Origin of the sequence: Arthrobacter koreensis (genome assembly GCF_035792275.1) — a bacterium.
Lineage (GTDB): Bacteria > Actinomycetota > Actinomycetes > Actinomycetales > Micrococcaceae > Arthrobacter_B > Arthrobacter_B koreensis_A.
In genome coordinates, this window is record NZ_JAMWKK010000023.1 from 1 (window position 1) to 21,230 (window position 21,230).

Below are 21,230 nucleotides of genomic sequence, written 5' to 3' on the forward strand. Positions count from 1 at the left end.
GAAACCAGCTAAAAAAACCATCCACACCCACGGGGTGGGCAGGACAGCCAATTCAACCAATCAATAAATAATCGGTATCAATAAACTTGGCACACTATTGAGTTCTCAAACAACAGGCACATCCGGCACCGGGAGAGCTGCGATTCCGTGGAATCTTGTGCTCTCCGTCGCTCCGGAGCAACTTTTCTAGCTTAGTACCGCTTGGCAGTCCGTGTCAAACCGGCTGTTTTCGCGATACTCGCTGCGGATCTTGCGATCCCCGGCGCTTTCCCGGTTCCCCGTTCTGCGCGGATATAAACTCTAGCACGGTTTTGGGGAAGCATCGACCACCTCCCCAAAACCGTTCCAGGAACCTACGCCCGGGGCGTGAGGTACAGCAGTCCCAGCGGCGGCAGGCGAAGCGCCGCGGAGGCCGGCTGGCCTTCGAAGCCGCCTTCCTCCGCGGTGACGACTCCCATGTTCCCGACACCCGATCCACCAAATTCAGCGGCGTCGGTGTTGAGGCGTTCCACCCACTCTCCTGCCCAGGGCAGGCCCACGCGGATTCCTTCGTGCGGGGCGCCGGAGAAGTTGGCAATGCAGACAAGCGGGTTGCCCTGGCCGTCCCAGCGGACGAACGAGAGCACATTGTGGGCGCCGTCGTTCTCATTGATCCACTGGAATCCGGACGGATCATTGTCCCGGGCATAGAGCGCAGGCGTTTCCCGGTAGATGTCGTTCAGCTCCCTCACCAGCAGCTGCACACCGCGGTGCTGCGGCGTATCGGTGAGGTACCAGTCCAGCCCGTACTGCTCGGACCATTCGGCTTCCTGCCCGAACTCGGTGCCCATAAAGATCAGCTGCTTTCCCGGATGCGCCCACTGGAAGGCCAGGTAGGCGCGGACGTTGGCCAGCTGCTGCCACCGGTCCCCCGGCATCTTGCGCAGCAGCGATCCCTTGCCGTGCACCACTTCGTCATGGGAGATGGGCAGCAGGAAGTTCTCCGTGAACGCGTAGACCAGGGAGAACGTGAGCTTGGAGTGGTGGTACATCCGGTTGATCGGGTCCTCGGACATGTACTCGAGGGTGTCGTTCATCCACCCCATGTTCCATTTCAGTCCGAAGCCCAGGCCGCCGGTATTGGTGGGAGCAGTAACGCCGGGGAACGCCGTCGACTCTTCGGCAATCATCACGATGCCCGGCACCCGGCGGTACGCGGTCGCGTTCACTTCCTGCAGGAAGGAGATCGCTTCCAGGTTTTCCCGCCCGCCGAACTGGTTCGGCCGCCACTGGTCAGCCGGGCGGGAGTAGTCCAGGTAGAGCATGGAGGCAACGGCGTCCACCCGCAGGCCGTCGATGTGGAACTCCTCCAGCCAGTAGATCGCGTTTGCCACCAGGAAGTTGCGGACCTCGCGCCGGCCGTAGTCGAAGATCAGCGTTCCCCAGTCGGGCTGTTCGCCGCGCATTGGGTCGCCGTGTTCGTAGAGCGGCTGGCCGTCGAATTTGGCCAGCGCCCAGGAGTCCTTCGGGAAGTGCCCCGGCACCCAGTCGAGGATGACGCCGATGCCGGCCCGGTGCAGGGTATCGACCAGGTAGCGGAAGTCATCCGGATGCCCGAAACGGGCCGTCGGAGCGAAGTAGCTGGTGATCTGGTAGCCCCAGGAACCGCCGAAGGGATGCTCGGCCACGGGCATGAACTCCACATGCGTGAAGCCCTGCCAGGTGACGTACTCGGCGAGCTGCTTGGCCAGCTCCCGGTAATCCAGGCCGAGACGCCAGGATCCGAGGTGGACTTCGTAGACGCTCATCGGCGAGTTGTGCGGATCGCGTTCGGCTCGCGCCGTCATCCAGTCCTGGTCCTCGAACCGGTAAGTGGACTCGACGACGCGTGAGCCGGTGAGCGGCGGAGCCTCCGTTCCCTTGGCCATCGGGTCGGCCTTTTCCCGCCAGACTCCGTCCTGGCCGAGGATTTCGAACTTGTACCGGGAGCCGGGCTCAACGTCGGGGATGAAGATTTCCCACACGCCGGAGCTGCCCAGCGAGCGCATCGCGTGGATCCGTCCGTCCCAGGCGTTGAAGTCGCCCTCCACGCGCACTGCCTTGGCGTTCGGCGCCCACACCGCGAAGCTGACGCCGTCGACTTCGCCCAGCACGGAGTTGTAGTGGTGCGGGTTCGCGCCAAGCACGGTCCAGAGTTTCTCGTGCCGTCCTTCGCCAATCAGGTGCAGGTCCATTTCCCCAAGGCTCGGAAGGAACCGGTAGGGATCGTCCACAGTGATCGGCGGAACACCCTGGTACGCGACTTCCAGCCGGTAGTCGGGCACCTGCCCGGGAATCTGTGCCGGCATGGTGCCAACCCAGATGCCGTTGTGCTCATGGTGCAGCGCAACCCGGCCGTCGGGGGTGATGGCGGTGACTTCGCTGGCCAGCGGCCGGAGAGTACGGATGGTCACGGTTCCGCGGTCGTCAAGGTGCGCGCCGAGGACGGCATGGGGCTGGTAGTAGCTGCCGTAGGACACGGCGTCCAGGACGTCCGCGGCGACCGGCAGCGGACTGCCGGTACCGGCGGCCGGAGCTGCGTCCGCTGCAGCCGAGGCTTCGGCCGGAGCTGCGGTGGCAGTGCCCGACGCCGCGACAGCCGCGGCATCTCCCGGCTCACCGGAAGCCTTGCCCTTGGGCTGCACCGGGTCAGAATCTGGGGTTGTGTTCACGGGCTTCGTTTCCTGTCCGTTTAGCGGATTTTGCTGCAACCTGAGTTCTTCCAGGACCTGCCGGGCAGCCGTCGCCGGCACCTCAATCCAGGCCGGGCGGTTGCGGATCTCGTAGACGACTTCGTACAGCGCCTTGTCCAGCCAGAGCGCGATATACAGCGGGTCGGCACGGTTGATCTGTGTGCCGGTTTCCTTCTCGTAGCCCCGCAGGAAGGCGTCAGCGGCAGCCTGCGCCCAGACCGCGGCCTGCACCCGGCGGGCAGCGTTCTCATCCAGGTCTTCAGGGCCGGTGCCGGCGGAACCAATGACGGCTACCGCGGCGGCGTAGTCGATGGAGCGGAGCATTCCGACGACGTCGCGCAGGGCCACATCGGGAACGCTGCGTTCAGCGGCCGGCCGGAGCGGCTCGCCCTCGAAGTCCAGCACCGTCCAGCCCCGGGCGGCTGAGTGGAGTACCTGGCCCAGGTGGTAGTCGGCATGGATGCGCTGCAGGCTGGGCAGGGAGGGCAGGTGCTCCACTGTGTCCAGCAGCCGTTCGAAGGTCTCGTCGTACGGGCCAACGTAGCTGCGGGCCTCTTCCCATTCCCACTTCAGCCGCCGGACCAGGGAAGTCAGGAACTCCTCCTGCTCGGCCGGCGTGGGATGGTGTGCACCGAAAGCCGCTTCCAGCTGCGCGTGGATCCTGCCGGTAACGGCGCCCAGTTCCTCAGCTTCGGCGGTGAAGTCGCGGCCGGCAACGGCGGCGGACGAGGCCGTGCGCCAGGCGTCCTCGCTGTCGGGGATGAACTCGCGCAGGACGCTGACGTCTCCGGTCACCCACGCGGCCGCACCGGCGTCGTCGTAAACGTCCTCCCAGCTGCCGGTGACCCAGCCAAGCGTCGCCGGCACATCCTGGGAGCCGCCCTCTGTGAGTTTGGCGCTGACCAGCACATCGGGGCTTTCCCCGGCAGCCAGCACACGGTAGAACTTCACGATTACCGGTGCCCGGTTCGTCAGCGCGATGACCGAGGTGTTGGACTGCTCGCCCTTCAGCACCCGTATGGCGAGGGTTTCCGTGAACGCATCCCAGTCGCCGAATCCGTCCAGCGCGTACCCGTGGGTCCGGCCGTCGAGCGAGCTGGACTGGGAGCGCATGCTTTCCAGCCAGGCCGTGACGAAGACCGGGTCGGCGGTGGCGTCGTAAAGCCACTGCCTGCCTTTCTCCGGATGTTCAACGATGCCCAGCAGCGACGTGTCCAGTTCCTCGACCGGATCGGCGCGGGTGCTGACCGGAACACTGATGACGTCCACGCGGCGTCCGGCTTCAACCGAGACGAAGTGCACGTGCATCTCGACGGCGCCAAGCGGATCCGCGAGTTCAATGCCTCCGACGCGGCGCAGGACCACATCCTTTCCCTTGGCCGGAAACCATCGCTGCCGGGGCAGCCAGGCAGTGAGAAGTTCGGGCAGGGTCGGGATGGTGTCTGTCATTTCGACGTGGCCTCCGGTGCGAGTATCAGCGGAATTGCTTCGGTCTGCGGTGAGCTGGTGTTGGATCGCGGCGAGCGCAGGCGCAGCCAGTAGAAGTCATGGCTGCCCATGGTGAGGGTCAGTGATCCGTCCTCCGCGAATGTGGGGAAGGGGGTGCCGCCGAAGGCATCCCGCAGGCCGCGTTCGGCGAACTCCGGCAGCTTTACGGTGGCGGACACCGGGTGCTGGGAGAGGTTGAAGATGCAGAACATGGTCTCCCCCACCTCACCTTCGGGGTTGTCTTCCGGCAGTTCACGCAGGAACGCCAGGACTGCCTCGCTGTCCGTGGGGACATTGCGGTAGGAGCCCAGGCCGAAGGCCGGGTGCGTGCGCCGGACCATGATCATCTGGCGCAGCCAGTGCAGCAGCGAGCTGGAGCTGGCCAGCTGCGCCTCTACATTGACGTGGTTGTAGTGGTAAACGAGCGACTGCACCACCGGCAGGTACACCTTGCCGGGATCAGCAGTGGAGAAACCTGCGTTGCGGTCCGGGTTCCACTGCATGGGGGTACGCGAAGAATCACGGTCCTCCAGCCAGATGTTGTCCCCCATCCCGATCTCGTCCCCGTAATACAGGAACGGGCTGCCGGGCAGGGACAGCAGCAGCGCGTGGATCAGCTCGATCTCGGCACGGGAGTTGTCCAGCAGCGGCGCCAGCCGCCGCCGGATGCCGATATTGGCGCGCATGCGGGAGTCCGGGGCATACCAGCCCAGCATGGCCTGGCGTTCCTCGTTGGTGACCATTTCAAGCGTCAGCTCGTCATGGTTCCTCAGGAAGGTTCCCCACTGTCCGCCCTGCGGAATGTCCGGGGTTTCCTCCATGGTCTGGATGATCGGTGCGGCCTTCTGGTCCCGCAGCGCGTAAAAGAGCCGCGGCATGATCGGGAAGTGGAAGCACATGTGGCATTCCGGTCCGGTTTCGTCGCCGAAGTACTCCACGACCTCATGCGGCATCTGGTTGGCTTCCGCCACGATGACCCGGCCGGGGTAGTTCTCATCCACCATGGTCCGCAGGTCCTTCAGGAAGCGGTGGGTGGCCGGGAGGTTCTCACAGTTGGTGCCGTCCTCTTCGAAGAGGTATGGGATGGCGTCGGCGCGGAACCCGTCGATGCCCTGGTCCAGCCAGAACCGGACCACGTCGAACACCGCTTCGACAACCTTCGGGTTTTCGAAGTTCAGGTCCGGCTGGTGGCTGAAGAACCGGTGCCAGTAGAACTGCCTGCGCACGGGGTCGAAGGACCAGTTCGATTCTTCCGTGTCCACGAAGATGATCCGGGCGTCTTCGTACTTCTGGTCGGTGTCCGACCAGACGTAGAAGTCGCCGTAGGGACCGTCCGGGTCGTTCCGGGACTCCTCGAACCAGGGATGCTTGTCCGAGGTGTGGTTCAGCGGCAGGTCGATGATGACCCGCAGGCCGCGGGCATGGGCTTCGGCCACCAGGCGCTTGAAGTCGCTGATGGTGCCGAACTCGCTCAGCACGTCGTAGTAGTCGGAGATGTCGTAGCCGCCGTCGCGCAGCGGCGACTTGAAGAACGGCGGCAGCCAGAGGCAGTCCACACCGAGCCACTGCAGGTAGTCCAGCTGGGAGATCAGGCCGGTGAAGTCGCCGTTGCCGTCGCCGTTGGAGTCGCGGAATCCGCGGACCAGCACTTCGTAGAAGACTGCCTTGCGGTACCAGTTCGGGTCGTTGGTCAGCCCGGGCGCGTGCAGCTGGAAAGGATTTACCATGCCGATCCCCTCCGTACAGCGAGCACGTGTGCCGGTTCGTAGTGTGCGTCCAGACGGACGTAGTTGTACTGGCCCCAGCGGTAGCTGGCACCGCTGATCAGGTCGTCAACCCAGAAGGTGCCGTCCTCGTTGAAGTCCTGCGGATCCAGATGCAGGGCATCCAGGTCCAGGGTGACGGTGCACTCGCGTGCACTGTGCGGGTCAGTGTTCACCACGATGATGAGCGTGTCCTTACTGCTTGGATCGGAAAAATCGACGTGCTTGTACTTGGAATAGACCACTGTGGCCTCGTCGGTGCTCGAGTGCACGGTGAGGTTCTGCAGGTCTCCGAGCGCCGGGTGGTCGCGCCGGATCTGGTTCAGCCGGGTGATGTAGGGCGCCAGGCTGCGGTTTTCGGCTTCTGCTGCCGCGAAGTCGCGCTGCTTGTACTCGAACTTCTCGTTGTCGATGTACTCCTCGGCGCCGGGGCGGGCCACGTGTTCATAGAGTTCGAAGCCGGCGTACATGCCCCACAGCGGGCTGGCAGTGGAGGCGAGCACGGCACGGATCTTGAACGCGGGCGGGCCGCCGTACTGAAGGAACTCGGTGAGGATGTCCGGGGTGTTCACGAAGAAGTTGGGCCGGAAGAATGCCGCGGTCTGGTGCGAGACCTCGGTGAAGTACTCCTCGATTTCCCGGCGGGTGTTCCGCCAGGTGAAGTATGTGTAGGACTGCTGGAAACCGGCCATGCCCAGCGCGTGCATCATCGGCGGGCGGGTGAAGGCCTCCGCGAGGAACACCACGTCAGGGTGCTGCCGGTTGACGGTTCCGATCAGCCATTCCCAGAAACGCAGGGGCTTGGTGTGCGGGTTGTCCACACGGAAGATCTTGACGCCGTGGCTGATCCACATGAGCACGATCCGCAGGATCTCCCGGGACAGCCCTTCATAGTCGTTGTCGAAGTTCAGCGGATAGATGTCCTGGTACTTCTTGGGCGGGTTCTCCGCGTAGGCAATGCTGCCGTCCACCCGGGTGGTGAACCATTCCGGATGCTCTGTGACCCAGGGATGGTCCGGTGAGGCCTGCAGCGCCAGGTCGATCGCAACTTCCAGGCCCAGTCCCGCGGCCGCTTCGACGAAGAAGTCGAAGTCCTCGAACGTGCCCAGGTCCGGGTGGATGGCGTCATGGCCGCCCTCGGCTGCGCCGATTGCCCAGGGCGAGCCGGGATCCTGCGGTCCGGCGACCAGGGTGTTGTTGGGTCCCTTGCGGAAGTTGGTGCCGATCGGGTGGATCGGAGGGAGGTAAATGACGTCGAAGCCCATCCGGGCAACCCGGTCAAGGCTGTGCACGGCGGTGCGGAAGTTACCGGAGGTCCAGGAAGCGGTGCCCGGATCAAAGGATGCGCCTTCGGAGCGGGGAAAGAACTCGTACCAGGCGCCGCGGCCGGCCCGGTCCCGCTCCACGTTGATGGGGAACCGCTGCGAGGCGGTCACCAGGTCGCGGATCGGCTCGCGGTCCAGCACCTGCGTGAGTTCGGGGCGGCTGGCCGCGGCGAGCCGCATGCCCGGATCCAGTGCTTTGTCCTCAAGGACCCTGGCCGTTTCGCGCAGCACGGCGGCGTCGGCGTCGTCCCGTCCCGCTGCGGCCGCGGTGAAGAGGGCTGCGCCCTCGGCGAGCATCAGTTCGACGTCGATCCCGGCGGCAATCTTCACCTCGGCATTGTGGTGCCAGGTGCCGAACAGGTCCGCCCAGCCTTCGACGGTGAAAGTGAAGTCTCCCGTGGTTTCGGGACGCAGCTGGCCCTCCCAGCGGTCCAGGCCCTGCCCCACGGGGTGCATGCGGCTGCGGGCAGCCTCCCTGCCCTGCGGATCGTAAAGCACTGCCGTGACCCCCACGAGGTCGTGCCCTTCACGGAAGACTGTGGCCCCGATAACGAGGTCCTCTCCCGGGACCGCCTTGGCGGCAAATCGGCCGCACTCGATCACCGGAGACACGTTGAGGATTGGAATCCGGCCGAACCGGAGTTCCGTGGCGGGCTGGACATTAGATGGCAACGCGCTGGATGTGGTCACAGACTAGACGTTAGCGACAATCAGGGCAGATTGCTAAGGGCACGTACTTTTTGCGGCATCGCCACAGGTCAGGGCACGTATCCCCGGAATCCCCGCAGGTCCGGGCAGGGTAGGAGGAAATGCGGTTAAATCCCTGTTGGTTTTACGTGACAGAGGACACTGCCGGAGGGAACTGCGCTAGCCTAACGGGGGTGAAGGCAATCCGAAGGTTTACCGTCCGCACCGTCCTCCCCGACAGCATCGCGCCGCTGGCAAGACTCGCCGGCAACCTGCGCTGGAGCTGGCACCAGCCCACCAGGGAGCTGTTCAACGACCTGGATCCGCAGATCTGGGCAGAGAGCGGCCATGACCCCGTCCGGGCCCTGGGCATGGTCAGCCGCCAGACCCTCGAGCGGATCACCGGTGACCCCGGCCTGGTCGACCGTATCCGGTCCCTTGACGAGAACCTGGAGCACTACCTCACCGAGCCGCGCTGGTACCAGTCACTCGGCGAGGACGCACCTAGGTCGATCGCCTATTTTTCCCCCGAGTACGGCATCTCTGCGGTCCTCCCCCAGTACTCCGGCGGCCTGGGCATCCTCGCCGGCGACCATTTGAAATCTGCCTCGGACCTGGGCGTTCCGCTGATTGGAGTGGGCCTGCTCTACCAGGCCGGCTATTTCAAGCAGTCCCTCTCCCGCGACGGCTGGCAGCAGGAGACCTACCCGGTCCTCGATCCCAACGGACTGCCGCTGACCCTGCTCCGTGAAGAAGACGGAACGCCGGCCCGGATCAGCCTGCCGCTGCCCAACGGCCGGCACCTGATGGCGCAGATCTGGCGCGCCGACGTCGGGCGTGTTCCCCTGCTGCTGCTGGATGCGGACGTGCGCGGGAACGACGACGCCGCCCGCGGCATCACGGACCGGCTCTACGGGGGCGGCGGAGACCACCGGCTGCAGCAGGAACTGCTGCTGGGCATGGGCGGCGTGAAAGCGCTGCGCGTCTTTGAACGGCTCACCGGTGCACCGGCGCCCGAGGTATTCCACACCAATGAGGGCCATGCAGGGTTCCTCGGCGTTGAACGGATCCGGGAACTCATGGACACCGGCATGCACTGGGAAGAAGCGCTGACCGCTGCCCGCGCCTCCACCATTTTCACCACCCACACCCCGGTTCCGGCCGGCATTGACCGCTTCGATGTGGGCGAAGTGCGGCATTTCCTCAACGCCGGACTGGCCCAGTCCGTGCCGACGAACAAGGTGCTGGCCCTGGGCGCGGAGGACTATGAAGGCGGTGACCCGAACGTCTTCAACATGGCCGTGATGGGGCTGCGCCTGGCGCAGCGTGCCAACGGCGTGGCTAAGCTGCACGGGCAGGTTTCCCGGGCCATGTTCTCCGGGCTCTGGCCCGGATTCGACGTCTCGGAAATCCCCATAACATCGGTGACGAACGGCGTGCACGTACCCACCTGGGTGGACCCGGAGCTGACCCGCCTGGCGCAGAACGAATTCGGCGTTGCCACCGTCCACGACCGCGACTGGACCCGCGCCTACGAAGTCAGCGACGAGAACCTGTGGGACCTGCGGCGACGGCTCCGGAGCAACCTCATCGACGACGTCCGGCGCCGGGTGCGCGCGGCCTGGCGCAAGCGCGGCACGCCTGATGCGTCGCTCGGCTGGACCGACGACGTGCTGGACCCGGACATCCTGACCATCGGCTTCGCTCGGCGCGTGCCCACCTACAAGCGCCTGACACTGATGCTGCGGGATCCGGCGCGGCTGAAGGCACTGCTGCTGCATCCGGACCATCCGGTGCAGCTGGTGGTGGCGGGCAAGTCGCATCCAGCGGACGAGCAGGGCAAGCGGATGATCCAGGACCTGGTGCAGTTCACCGACGATCCCGAGGTGCGGCACCGGATTGTGTTCCTGCCGAACTACGACATCGCGATGGCCCGCACCCTGTTCCCGGGCTGCGACGTCTGGCTGAACAACCCGATCCGTCCGCTGGAGGCCTCGGGCACGTCCGGCATGAAGTCCGCCATCAACGGCGGCCTCAACCTGTCCGTGATGGATGGCTGGTGGGATGAGATGTACGACGGCGAGAACGGCTGGGCGATCCCGTCAGCGAATCCCCGCGAGGGCATCCACACCCGGGAGCTGTACACCGCCGACCAGCGGGACGACATTGAGGCTGCGGCCCTGTACGACCTGCTTGAAAACACGGTCGCCCCGATGTTCTACGGCCAGGAGCCCTCTGCGGATGCCGGTTCAGCCGGCCCCTCCGAAGCACCGGCTGATTCGCTGCCGCATGAGTGGCTCGAAATGGTGAAGCACACCCTGGCGGAGCTGGGACCGAAGGTCTCCGCCAACCGGATGCTGCGCGATTACGTGAACAACCTCTACCGCCCTGCCTGCCAGTCCGGCCGGGCTGCGGCGGCGAACCAGTACCAGGCGGCCCGGGACCTGGCTGCCTGGATCATGCGTGTCCGTGATGCGTGGGGCGGCGTCGCCGTGGAGCACGTGGATTCGATCGGCATCTCCGACGCACCGCAGATCGGAGACCGCCTGACCGTCCAGGCCTACGTGAACCTTGGTTCGCTCAAGCCCTCCGACGTGGTGGTGGAAGCTGCCTACGGACAGGTTTCCGAGGCGGACAACCTCAGCGACCACCAGCTCCTTGAACTGAGCGTCGCTGAGGACCTGGGCTCCGGGAGGTACCTGTACTCCGGGGACATGCACATTGAGCTGGCCGGACCGTTCGGCTACACCGTGCGGGTCCTGCCGGATCATCCGGGACTGGCGTCCAAGGCCGAACTGGGCCTGGTGGCAAACGCCTGAGTCCGCTGCGGCGGCGGGAAACCGCTGCCGCAACGGGATTCAGACGCGGTAGACGCTCACGGAGTTCCCGGCGATGCGGTCCTTTTCGCCGCAGGACAGCCGGGCTCCGGCGCGCCGGCCCTCGGGGTCGGCGGTGGCGAACAGCAGCTCGTAGAGGTGTCCCTCATTGGCGGTGACGCCGGCCTCGCTCAGGGTCCGGCGCGTGGGCAGCACCACGTCCTCGGCGTCCTGCCCGCCGTTGATAACCACCAGGCCGGCGCGCTCGCCCTTTTCTGAGCCGATAAGCAGCTGCAGCACCCGGCAGCCCGGATCGTGCCACGCAGCGTCCGTCATCGGTTCCCCGGCGGCGTCGAACCAGAGCAGGAACGCATCCCTCGGATCCGCGGGGAATGCGTACGGCTGCCGGGCGAGGAATTCGCGCCGCAGGCGCAGCAGTGCCGCGGTGGCCGCGAACATGCGCTTCGCGTCGTCGTCGTCTTCCCAGGAGATCCATGTGGTCTCGTTGTCCTGGCAGTACGCGTTGTTGTTTCCGTGCTGGGTGCGTCCGATTTCATCCCCGGCGGTAATCATGGGCACGCCAACGGAGAGCAGCAGGGTCGCCATCAGGTTACGGGCGGTCTGCTGGCGGCGCGCTCGGATTGCGGGGTCCTCGGTTTCCCCTTCGGCGCCGTGGTTCCAGCTGCGGTTGTGGCTTGAACCGTCGCGGTTCTCTTCGCCGTTGGCCTCATTGTGCTTGTGGTTGTAGGCGGTGAGATCAGCCAGGGTAAAACCATCGTGGGCGGTTACCAGGTTGACGGAGGACAGCGGGGTGCGGTCCGAGCGGGCGAACAGCTCCGCCGATCCGGCGAGGGCAGTGCCGAGCCGGGCCAGTGAACCGGCCGGCTCACCTGCAGCAAGGGCAGCCTGGTCCACCAGCCAGAAGTCGCGGACCGTGTCACGGAAGTGGTCGTTCCAGTCGGCCCAGCCGGGCGGGAAGTTCCCGGTCTGCCAGCCGTCCGGGCCAAGGTCCCAGGGTTCGGCTATCAGTTTGATCCCGTGCATCAGCGGATCCGTCGCCAGTGCCACCAGCAGCGGATGCCTGCGGTCGTACCGGTTCTGGGCATCCCGGGCCAGGGTGGGGGCCAGGTCGAAGCGGAATCCGTCCACGTGGTATTCGCGGACCCAGTAGCGCAGCGAGTCCAGTGCCAGCTGGATGACGCGCGGTTCGCTGAAGTCCAGGCTGTTGCCGCAGCCGGTGGTGTCGATGTACCGGCCTTCTGCGTCGTGCCGGTAATAGGTCTGTTCCCCCAGACCGCGCCAGGACAGAGCAGGCTCGTCCTGGCTGCCTTCGGCAGTGTGGTTGTAGACGACGTCGAGGATTACCTCGATCCCGGCGGCATGCAGGTCCTTCACCATGGTCTTGAACTCGTCCTGCACAGCCTGCGGACCGGCGGCCTGAGCCGTGGGTGTGGCGTAGTCCAGATGCGGGGCAAAATAGCCCAGGGTGTTGTAGCCCCAGTAGTTGCCCAGTCCGAGTTCCTGGAGGTGGCGTTCGTCAATGTGGAAATGGACCGGCAGCAGTTCCACCGCCGTGATGCCCAGTTCGTGCAGGTACCGGATCGTTTCGGGGTGCCCCATGCCGGCGTAGGTACCTCGCAGGTCCGGCGGCAGCGCCGGGTTCAGCTTGGTCAGGCCGCGGACGTGGGCTTCATAAATGACGGAATCCCGCCATCGGGTGTGCGGCGGCTCGTCGCCCTCCCAGTCAAAGTCCGGTGAGGTGGCGATGGAGAAGTACAGCGGTTTCTCCCCCGCCCGCTCGACTGTGTCAATGCCCCGCCCGTAGGGATCGAGGAGGAGCTGGAAGGAGCCAGGTTCGGCAGGCAGGGGCGTGCCGTGCCCCCAGAATCCGTAGCGGATTCCCGGGCGGAGACCCTCCACCCTGCCGTGGTGCACCCCGGCCGAGCGCCGCTCGAGCAGGGTGGACGTCCACTGCCCGGGCTGCGCTTCGAACCACACGTCCACGGCCTGGAGGCCAGGTGCGTAGACGGACACGTTGACGGCGCCCGGAACATCCGGGACGCCCGCCACGCTGTCGTGGACGCCCAGGGGAAAGGCCCGGGAGATGCGTTCAGACGGAGTCTGCCTACCTCCGGTTACGACATGTGCCATGCTGCCTCTTCCGGCGCCCCGCTTGGGTTCAGGTGGAGCGCTGACGTGAAACTTCGTACAGGGTGATCCCGACTGCCATGGAGGCGTTCAGGGATTCCATGGCGGAGTCGATCGGGATGGAAACAATCTGGTCGCAGTTTTCACCGACCAGCCGTGACAGGCCCTTGCCCTCGGAACCGACCACAATGCAGACCGGTTCCTTGGCCAGTGCCAGGTCCGGAAGCGAAACATCGCCGTCGCCGTCCAGGCCCAGGACAAAGATGCCCATCTTCTTGAAGGTCTTCAGGGTGTTGTTCAGGTTGCCGGCGCGTGCCACGGGCACCCGCACGGCTGCGCCGGCGCTGGTCTTCCAGGCCGAAGCGGTGACGCCGACCGAGCGGCGCTCGGGAACGATCACGCCGTGCGCGCTGAACGCCGACGCCGAGCGGATGATGGCGCCGAGGTTGCGCGGGTCGGTGATCCCGTCCAATGCCACGAAGAGCGGCGCGTTGGCGATGTGGCCCTTCTTCCAGGCCTGGATGGTCTCCTCGGCGAGGTCGATCGGATCCGCGTATTCGTAGGGCGGGATCTGCAGGACCAGGCCCTGGTGAACGGCTTCGTTGGTCATGCGGTCCAGCTCGGGCTTGTGCGTCTCCATGACCGGCAGGCCGCGTTCGGCCGCCATCTTCAGGGATTCGCGGACGCGGTCGTCCATGTCGATCCGGACGGCCACGTGCAGGGCCTTCGCCGGGATGCCGGCACGCAGTGCCTCGACCACCGAGTTGCGGCCGGTGACTACTTCTTCGGCAACCTTGCCGCGGGCAGGTGCATTGCGGCTGCCGGAGCGCTGTCCGCCGTGCTTGGCGGCGGAGCGCTCGGCCAGCTGCTTGTTCTTGTACGCCTTGTGGTACGGGCGGTCTTCAGCCTTGGGCGTGGGCCCCTTGCCTTCGAGGGCTTTGCGCCCGAGGCCGCCGGTGCCCTGGCTGGGGCCCTTTTTGGCTTTGCGAATCGCGCCGGGTCGTCCGTGGTTGGCCATGGGTAATACACCTTAAGTAGAAGAAAGCACTACTTCTAGTCTACGCAGGCCAGCCAAACCTGTGTGCCGGAGCACCGGGCTGTTAGCCCAGAGCTAACGCCTAGCCTTGTTCCAGGGACCAGACAGCGCCGTCGGCAGTGTCCTCGACAACGACTCCGGCAGTTGCCAGGGCGTCCCGGATGGCGTCCGCCCGGGCCCAGTCCTTTGCGGCGCGCGCCTGGCTTCGTTCGAGCAGCCGGTCCTGGATCAGGCTGTCCAGTGCGGCGTGCTCCGGACCGGCCGAGGTGCCCGCGGACTGGACCGCATCCAGTCCCAGCACGGCGGTCATGGCACGGACCTGGAACAGTGCCGTGCGCACGGCATCAAGGTCCGATGCCGCCAGAGCGGTGTTGCCGGCCCGTACCGTTTCATGCAGCACGGCCAGCGCCTGGGGAACGTTGAGGTCGTCATCCATGGCTGCACCGAAAGCTTCCGGGAGATGCTGCGGGCCGGCGGCAGCGCCGTCGTCCCCCGTCTTCGCCGCGGCCTTGGCAATGAATCCGTCGATGCGTTCCACCGCGGCAGCGGCTTCCTGCAGCGAGGTGGGCCGGTAGTCCAGGACGGAGCGGTAGTGTGCCTGCCCCAGGTAGTAGCGCACCACGCGCGGCGAAGCTTCGGCGAGCATCTGCGCCGGGCTGATGGTGTTGCCGATGGACTTGGACATCTTCTCGCCTTCGAAGGTGACCATGCCGTTGTGCATCCAGAAGTTGGCGAATCCGTCCCCGGCGGCCTGCGACTGCGCCATTTCGTTTTCGTGGTGCGGGAAGCGCAGGTCCAGTCCGCCGCCGTGGATGTCGAAGCGCGGTCCGAGGTACTTGGTAACCATGGCCGAGCATTCAAGGTGCCAGCCGGGGCGGCCGCGGCCCCAGGGGCTGTCCCAGGCAGCGGTCTCCGGGTCGGTGTCCTTGTGCCCCTTCCACAGCGCGAAGTCCCGCGGATCGCGCTTGCCGCGCGGATCGGCGTCGGGCGCTGCCTGCATGTCATCAATGTTCTGCCGGGTCAGGGAGCCATAGGCAGGCCAGGAGCGGACGTCGAAGTACACGTCCCCGGAATCGTCCAGCGCAGGGTAGGCGTGCCCGGCGTCGATCAGGCGCTGGATCAGGGCATGCATTTCGGGAATGTGCCCGGTAGCGCGCGGTTCGTAGGTGGGGCGCTGCACGCCCAGGGTGTCGTAGGCGCGGGAGAATTCCTGCTCGAAGCGGTAGGCCAGCGCCCACCACGGTTCATCCGGAACGACGCCGTCCGCCGCTTCCGCGCCCACGGACGCGGCTGCCTTGGCCAGGATCTTGTCATCAATGTCCGTGACATTGCGGACCGTGGTTACCCGGAACCCGCGTGCCTGCAGCCAGCGGGTGAGCTGATCGAACGCGATGGCAGAGCGGATGTGCCCCACGTGCGGCAGTCCCTGCACGGTGGCACCGCAGTAGTACAGGCTGACCTGCCCCGGAACCAGGGGCACAAAGTCCCGGACCTGCGCGCTTGCTGTGTCATAGAATCTCAGGCTCACTGCTCTAGGCTACCGCGTGGCACCTGCGGGGCCTGCAGGCGGGTTACGCGCCCGGAACGGCTCAGCCCGCGATGACGACGGCGGTGGCCACGGCCGCTATTCCCTCACCGCGGCCGGTGAACCCCAGCCCGTCGGTGGTGGTTGCCGAGACGTTCACGGGAGCGCCCGCTGCCGCGGTCAGGACAGCCTCCGCTTCGGCCCGGCGGGGACTGAACTTGGGCCGGTTGCCGATCAGCTGCACCGAGACGTTCCCGATCCGGAAGCCCGCCTCGCGGACCAGCCGGGCGGCCTCGGCCAGAAGCACCGTTCCGGCCGCCCCCGCATACTCCGGGCGGTCGGTGCCGAAGTGGGTGCCCAGGTCTCCGATTCCTGCTGCGGAGAACAGGGCATCCGCCGCAGCGTGCGCCACGACATCGCCGTCGGAGTGCCCGGCCAGCCCGCGTTCGCCGTCCCAGAGCAGGCCGGCGACCCAGAGCGGCCGCGGAGCGTCCAGCGGCGCGAAGGCATGGACGTCGGTCCCGATTCCGGTGCGGGGCAGTGCTTTCACGGTGCTTAGTCCTCCTGCATGCTGGTGCCGCCGGACAGGACTGCTTCAGCGAGCAGCAGGTCCAGCGGGGTAGTGATCTTCAGGGACATTGCGGATCCTTCCACCACGTGCACGGGGATGCCGAGGCTTTCCACAAGCATGGCGTCATCCGTGACGGCTGCGGCCTGCTGTTCGTCGTACTCGGCGGCGGCGGCGTGCGCACAGCGGAGCAGGCCGGCTTCGAACCCCTGCGGCGTCTGGACGGCGCGGAGGCTCGAGCGGTCGGGCGTCCCTGTGACCTGTGCGGGAGCGGGTGACTCTCCGGCAGCCGGCTCGACGGATTTCACCGTGTCCACCACCGGAACGGCCGGAATAACCGCCTGCGCACCGGCAGCCAGCGCGGAGGTGACCCGGTGGAACACCTGCGAGGGGGCGAGGGCGCGGGCCGCGTCGTGGACCAGCACCGCGTCGAGGTCCTGGGGAAGGGCGTTCAGGGCGGCCCGGACCGAATCTGCCCGCGTTGCACCGCCGTCGACCACCTCCACCGGACAGCTGAGCGGAGTCGCCGCACACAGGGCCCGAAGCGCGGTATCGGCTGCGGGAACCGCTACGGCAATGGAAGAAGCTACTCCGGATACGTCGACGCCGCGGAGGGCATGGGCCAGGAGCATTTCCCCGGCCAGCGGTACCTGGGCCTTAGGCATGCCGTAACCGAGCCGCTGGCCGGACCCGCCGGCCACGAGTATGACGCCCACGCGGTAGGGGCCGGGAATGGATTCAGACACGGCTCAAGCCTAGTGCCATGGCACGCCCGGCGCCCGCAGCCCGGCGCAAACCAGCCGTTAAACAAGCGTTGCCGGTCCGCACAGGGCGAACCGGCAACGTGAATCAGGAACTAGCTGGAAAGGACTTCGTCCAATACAGCGGCAGCCTGGTCCTCGTCAGTCTTTTCGGCCAGGGCCAGCTCCGAAATGAGGATCTGGCGTGCCTTCGCAAGCATGCGCTTCTCGCCCGCGGAAAGACCGCGGTCGTGGTCGCGGCGCCACAGGTCGCGGACGACCTCTGCAACCTTGACGACGTCGCCCGAAGCGAGCTTCTCCAGATTTGCCTTGTAGCGGCGGGACCAGTTGGTGGGTTCCTCAGTCAGTTCAGCGCGGAGGACATCGAAGACGTGCTCGAGGCCTTCCTTGCCAACGACGTCGCGAACCCCAACGAGGTCAACGTTCTCAGCCGGTACTTCAATGGTCAGATCACCCTGTGCCACCTTGAGCTTGAGATACATTTTCTCTTCGCCCTTGATGGTCCGCATCTTGATCTCTTCGATCTTCGCGGCACCGTGGTGAGGGTAAACAACTGTTTCGCCAACCTCAAAAACCATGTGGACTTTCCCCTTTCCCGAACCCTAGTTTAGCATGCGGGCGACACGCCGAGAAGAGTTTCCGCAGGTCAGCGGGCCGAGGCCCAAAACTGAGTATTATTCCGCCTCTCACCGGTAGCCTGCTGAGTACTTTCGGCCGGCCCTCTGACGTCGCTAAATCCATGTTTTTGGGGGTTTGCCGATAGGCTAGGAACAAACGTCCCCTCGGTCCTCCGACCGCCACCCTTCAGGAGTTTGTGCTGTGATTTTCACATCCAGGAACCGCACGCGGAACGCTGCCGCCGCCGGTGTTATCGCGCTGTCGCTGCTGGGCGCCACCGGCTGCAGTGCCGTGAACGATCAGGCAACCACCATGGAGTACTCCCCGTCCGACGGCATTGTCCAGGACCTGGGTGACCTGCAGCTGCGCAACATCCTGGTTGTCAGCGACGGCGACGGCGAGCCCGGCCGCCTGATCGGTACCGTGGTGAACGACTCCGCTGACCCCATCAACTTTGAGCTCTCCATCGGCGGCTCCAACCTGAGCTGGAACATCCCCGGCGGCGGCAAGGTTGTCTACGATGACGCCCCGCAGTCCGAGGTTCTGGTCGAAACCGTCAGCGTCCTCCCGGGCACCGGCATCCGCGCCGAAGCCACGGACGGCTCCGAGAGCGCAGAACTGAACGTTCCCGTGGTCGACGGCCAGGTCTCGTACTACCGCGACTACCTCCCCACCCCGGAGCCCACGGAAACCGCCACCGGCGAAGCAACTGAAACTCCGGCTCCGTAGCAGCCAGCCTTAACGCAGAAGGGTCCGTCCGGTTCTCCGGACGGACCCTTCTGTTTGCGGGCGGTGGCCCGGGCGCCGGCTGCCCCCGGCGCCCGGTGCTCAGGCTTCGAACTTGTAACCGAGTCCGCGCACTGTCACCAGGTGCTGCGGCGCTGACGGATCCGGCTCGATCTTTGCCCGCAGGCGCTTGACGTGCACGTCCAGGGTCTTGGTGTCCCCCACGTAATCCGCACCCCATACGCGCTCGATCAGCTGGCCGCGCGTCATCACGCGGCCGGAGTTGCGCAGCAGCATTTCCAGCAGTTCGAACTCCTTCAGCGGCAGGGAGACACTGGTCCCGTCCACGCTGACCACGTGCCGGTCCACGTCCATCCGGACCGGTCCGGCCTGGACGGTTGAGCCGTTGAGGTCGCCGGAATCGCTGCGCCGGCGCAGCACGGCGCGTACCCGGGCCAGCAGTTCGCGGGAAGAATACGGCTTGGTCACATAGTCGTCGGCACCAAGTTCCAGCCCTACAACCTTGTCGATCTCGGCGTCGCGCGCGGTGAGCATGATGACCGGCACGTCCGAGCGCTGGCGCAGCTGCCGGCAGACCTCCGTCCCGGACTGCCCGGGAAGCATCAGGTCCAGGAGCACCAGGTCCGCTCCGGACCGGTCGAACTCGGCAACGGCGTCCAGGCCGTTGTCCACGACCGCGACGTCGAACCCCTCGCGTTCCAGGAGGTAGGACAACGGGTCGCTGAAGGACTCTTCGTCCTCCACAATCAGGATCCTGCTCAACTTACTCCTTGCCGGCCGGCGCCGAAACGCCGTCTGTCTGCGGCGGAACGTCCGCCGTTTCCTCGTTGTCCGCGGCTTCCATTTCGGGAAGCCGCACGGTGAAGGTCGATCCCTGTCCCGGCTGGGACCAGAGGGTCACTTCCCCGCCGTGGTTTGAAACCACGTGTTTCACAATGCTCAGGCCCAGGCCGGTGCCGCCCGTGTTCCGGGAACGGGCAGCGTCGATCCGGTAGAAGCGCTCAAAGACGCGTTCCTGGTCTTCGGCCGCAATGCCGGGACCACGGTCGGTGACGGTAACCTGCGCCATCCCGTCCCGGGAACGGATCCCCACCCCCACCTGGCTGCCTTCGGGCGAGTACCGGATGGCGTTGTCGATCAGGTTCCTGAAGGCGGTGGTGAGCATGGGACCGTCCGCGTAGACCGGGTTCTCCGCCGAGCCGCCCACCACCACGGTGATGTTCCGCCGCTCCGCCGGGAGACGGTTGGCCTCGACGGCGTCGGCAACCAGTTCGTTGATGTCCAAGGGCTCCGCATGGTCCACCATGTCGGTGCCCTGCAGCCGGGACAGTTCAATGATGTCCTGCACCAGGGCGGAAAGCCGGACTGTTTCCTTGTGCATGCGCTTCGCAAAACGGCGCACCGCTTCTTCGTCCGCAGCGGCGTCGTCGATCGCTTCGGCCAGCAGGGAGATCGCACCCACGGGCGTCTTGAGCTCATGGGAGACGTTGGCAACGAAGTCGTTGCGCATCTCTTCGGTCCGTGTCGCTTCGGTGCGGTCATCGGCCAGGATGAGGATGTATTCCTCGGCGATCGGAGCGACCCGCAGCTGGAGGATCAGGCTGGCCTGGCCCATCAGGCCCCGGTTCAGTTCGACGTTGCGCTCTTCGATGACGCCGTCGCGTCGAACCCGGGCGGTGAGCTCCAGCACTTCTTCCTGCATGAGGGTGTGTCCGCGGACCAGACCGAACGCGTAAGCTCCGGGACTGGCACGCACCACGCCGTCAATGCCGTCCACCACGATGTAGGCGCGTCCAAGAACACCCAGGATTTCCGCCGCGCCCTCGGACAGGGCCGGCTCGTCGACCTCGGCAAGGTCGCGGCGGTGCCGCTGGCTGGAGATGTAGGCGACGACGCCGAACACACCCACGGCCAGGCCGAGGATGCCTGAGAGCAGGCCCAGCAGTACAGGATTCACAGTCCTAGCTTAGGCTGACGCCGTTGTGCCGGCGGGCACTCCGGTGGCATTCGACCAACCGTTAAACTAACGTTCACTTCAAGAGGGCCGACCGTTAACCGGACACTGGCAGCATAAACACAGCCGTGGCGCCGGTTCCGGCCCTGCAAGAGTTGATCGAAAGGACGCATTAAGTGCGCAAGGTTTTCCAGGCCGAGCTTCACCAGATCGGTGAGGAGCTGACCCAGATTTCACAGCTCGTCACGGAGGCGATGAAGAAGGCCACGCAGGCGTTCGAAACGGCCGACACCGAACTGGCCCAGGACGTCATCGCCGCTGACGCCCGCATCGACTTCCTGCAGAACGATCTGGACGAGCGGGCCATTGACGTCCTGGCCCTGCAGGGACCGGTGGCGAGCGACCTGCGGATGATCGTGGGATCCCTGCGGATGAGCGCTTCGCTGGAGCGGATGGGCGACCTGGCGCGCCACATCGCCCAGCTGACCCGCCTGCGCTACCCGGCCAACGTCGTGCCGGAGAACATGGTGGAGACTTTCAGGGAAATGGCACGCCTGGACATCGCCATCTCCGAGCTGCTCACCGAACTTCTTGAGACCCGCAACCTGGAACTTAGCAAGGACATCTACGCGCACAACACGCGCATCAATGAGCTCCATGCCGGCGTCTTCAAGGCAGTGGCCTCAGCGGACTGGAACAACTCCCCCGTCACCACGGTGGACCTGACCCTGGCCAGCCGCTACTTCGAGCGCTTCGCCGACCACGGCGTCTCCGTCACCCGCAAGGTCAACTACCTGGTGACCGGCGAGTGGCAGCCCATCTCGGAGAGCTCCCTGTAGCACCGCCTTCATCCACATAGCAGAAACTGCCCGTATGAGACGGCGGGTTCTAGCGGTCGTTGCAACACCTTGGGTTGTTAGGTGCTTAGAAGTAGATCACGTAAACGCTCGGCTGGACTGTCCCAGTCGAGCGTTTTACGTGGGCGTCCGTTGAGCTTCTGGGCCACGATTTCCAGGTCTTCGGGTGAATGGACGGAAAGATCGGTTCCTTTGGGGAAGTACTGCCGCAGCAGCCCGTTGGTGT

General features: G+C 65.6%; 14 protein-coding genes and 1 pseudogene. 3 read left to right on the forward strand and 12 right to left on the reverse strand.

The features are described from left to right. Positions 1-353: 353 nt before the first annotated feature. The 3 genes from glgB to NGB94_RS16345 are packed head-to-tail and all read right to left on the reverse strand — an operon-like array spanning position 354 to position 7,977. Positions 354-4,160 (reverse strand): 1,4-alpha-glucan branching protein GlgB, encoded by a 3,807-nt coding sequence (gene glgB / locus NGB94_RS16335; RefSeq protein WP_325791768.1) that lies wholly within the window; start codon positions 4,158-4,160, stop codon positions 354-356. Then, a complete protein-coding gene (treS, locus tag NGB94_RS16340; protein WP_325791769.1) occupies positions 4,157-5,926 on the reverse strand; it encodes a maltose alpha-D-glucosyltransferase in 1,770 nt (589 codons plus the stop codon). Before treS ends, glgB begins: the two co-directional genes overlap by 4 nt. Further along, on the reverse strand, positions 5,920-7,977 hold the full coding sequence (locus NGB94_RS16345) for an alpha-1,4-glucan--maltose-1-phosphate maltosyltransferase (protein ID WP_325791770.1): 2,058 nt from the start codon (positions 7,975-7,977) through the stop codon (positions 5,920-5,922). The genes treS and NGB94_RS16345 overlap by 7 nt, the downstream gene beginning before the upstream one ends. Positions 7,978-8,168: 191 nt before the next feature. Here NGB94_RS16345 and glgP point away from each other — a divergent pair, with 191 nt between their 5' ends. Further along, a complete protein-coding gene (gene glgP / locus NGB94_RS16350) occupies positions 8,169-10,793 on the forward strand; it encodes an alpha-glucan family phosphorylase (protein ID WP_325791771.1) in 2,625 nt (874 codons plus the stop codon). A gap of 39 nt (positions 10,794-10,832) precedes the next feature. Here glgP and glgX read toward each other — a convergent pair whose 3' ends face one another. From glgX to NGB94_RS16380, 6 genes are all read right to left on the reverse strand, one after another. Next, on the reverse strand, positions 10,833-12,941 hold the full coding sequence (gene glgX / locus NGB94_RS16355; RefSeq protein WP_325791772.1) for a glycogen debranching protein GlgX: 2,109 nt from the start codon (positions 12,939-12,941) through the stop codon (positions 10,833-10,835). A gap of 28 nt (positions 12,942-12,969) precedes the next feature. Beyond that, on the reverse strand, positions 12,970-13,956 hold the full coding sequence (gene rlmB, locus NGB94_RS16360) for a 23S rRNA (guanosine(2251)-2'-O)-methyltransferase RlmB (RefSeq protein ID WP_325791774.1): 987 nt from the start codon (positions 13,954-13,956) through the stop codon (positions 12,970-12,972). Positions 13,957-14,056: 100 nt separating this feature from the next. Continuing rightward, a complete protein-coding gene (gene cysS, locus NGB94_RS16365; RefSeq protein ID WP_325791776.1) occupies positions 14,057-15,502 on the reverse strand; it encodes a cysteine--tRNA ligase in 1,446 nt (481 codons plus the stop codon). 61 nt (positions 15,503-15,563) lie between these two features. Beyond that, complete coding sequence (gene ispF / locus NGB94_RS16370) at positions 15,564-16,049, reverse strand: 2-C-methyl-D-erythritol 2,4-cyclodiphosphate synthase (RefSeq protein WP_325791777.1); 486 nt, start codon at positions 16,047-16,049, stop codon at positions 15,564-15,566. Positions 16,050-16,054: 5 nt separating this feature from the next. Further along, positions 16,055-16,813: a 2-C-methyl-D-erythritol 4-phosphate cytidylyltransferase gene (gene ispD / locus NGB94_RS16375; RefSeq protein ID WP_325791778.1), complete on the reverse strand. Its 759-nt coding sequence runs from the start codon at positions 16,811-16,813 to the stop codon at positions 16,055-16,057. 110 nt (positions 16,814-16,923) lie between these two features. After that, positions 16,924-17,406, reverse strand: coding sequence for a CarD family transcriptional regulator (locus NGB94_RS16380; RefSeq protein WP_055240754.1), 483 nt, complete (start codon positions 17,404-17,406; stop codon positions 16,924-16,926). A 241-nt stretch (positions 17,407-17,647) separates the two neighbouring features. Here NGB94_RS16380 and NGB94_RS16385 point away from each other — a divergent pair, with 241 nt between their 5' ends. Continuing rightward, the gene (locus NGB94_RS16385) at positions 17,648-18,175 is read left to right on the forward strand and encodes a hypothetical protein (protein WP_325791779.1); all 528 of its coding nucleotides are present in this window, start codon (positions 17,648-17,650) and stop codon (positions 18,173-18,175) included. A 99-nt stretch (positions 18,176-18,274) separates the two neighbouring features. On the opposite strand, the gene NGB94_RS16390 is transcribed toward NGB94_RS16385, so the two are convergent. Next, a complete protein-coding gene (locus NGB94_RS16390; protein ID WP_325791780.1) occupies positions 18,275-18,955 on the reverse strand; it encodes a response regulator transcription factor in 681 nt (226 codons plus the stop codon). A 1-nt stretch (position 18,956) separates the two neighbouring features. Continuing rightward, positions 18,957-20,150 carry a sensor histidine kinase gene (locus NGB94_RS16395; RefSeq protein ID WP_325791781.1) on the reverse strand — a complete coding sequence of 398 codons (1,194 nt, stop codon included), beginning with the start codon at positions 20,148-20,150 and terminating at the stop codon, positions 18,957-18,959. A gap of 173 nt (positions 20,151-20,323) precedes the next feature. On the opposite strand from NGB94_RS16395, the gene phoU reads away from it, so the two are divergent. After that, positions 20,324-20,986 (forward strand): phosphate signaling complex protein PhoU, encoded by a 663-nt coding sequence (gene phoU / locus NGB94_RS16400; RefSeq protein WP_325791782.1) that lies wholly within the window; start codon positions 20,324-20,326, stop codon positions 20,984-20,986. A gap of 89 nt (positions 20,987-21,075) precedes the next feature. Here phoU and NGB94_RS16405 read toward each other — a convergent pair. Further along, a pseudogene (locus NGB94_RS16405) lies at positions 21,076-21,230 on the reverse strand (IS30 family transposase); the annotation flags it as partial.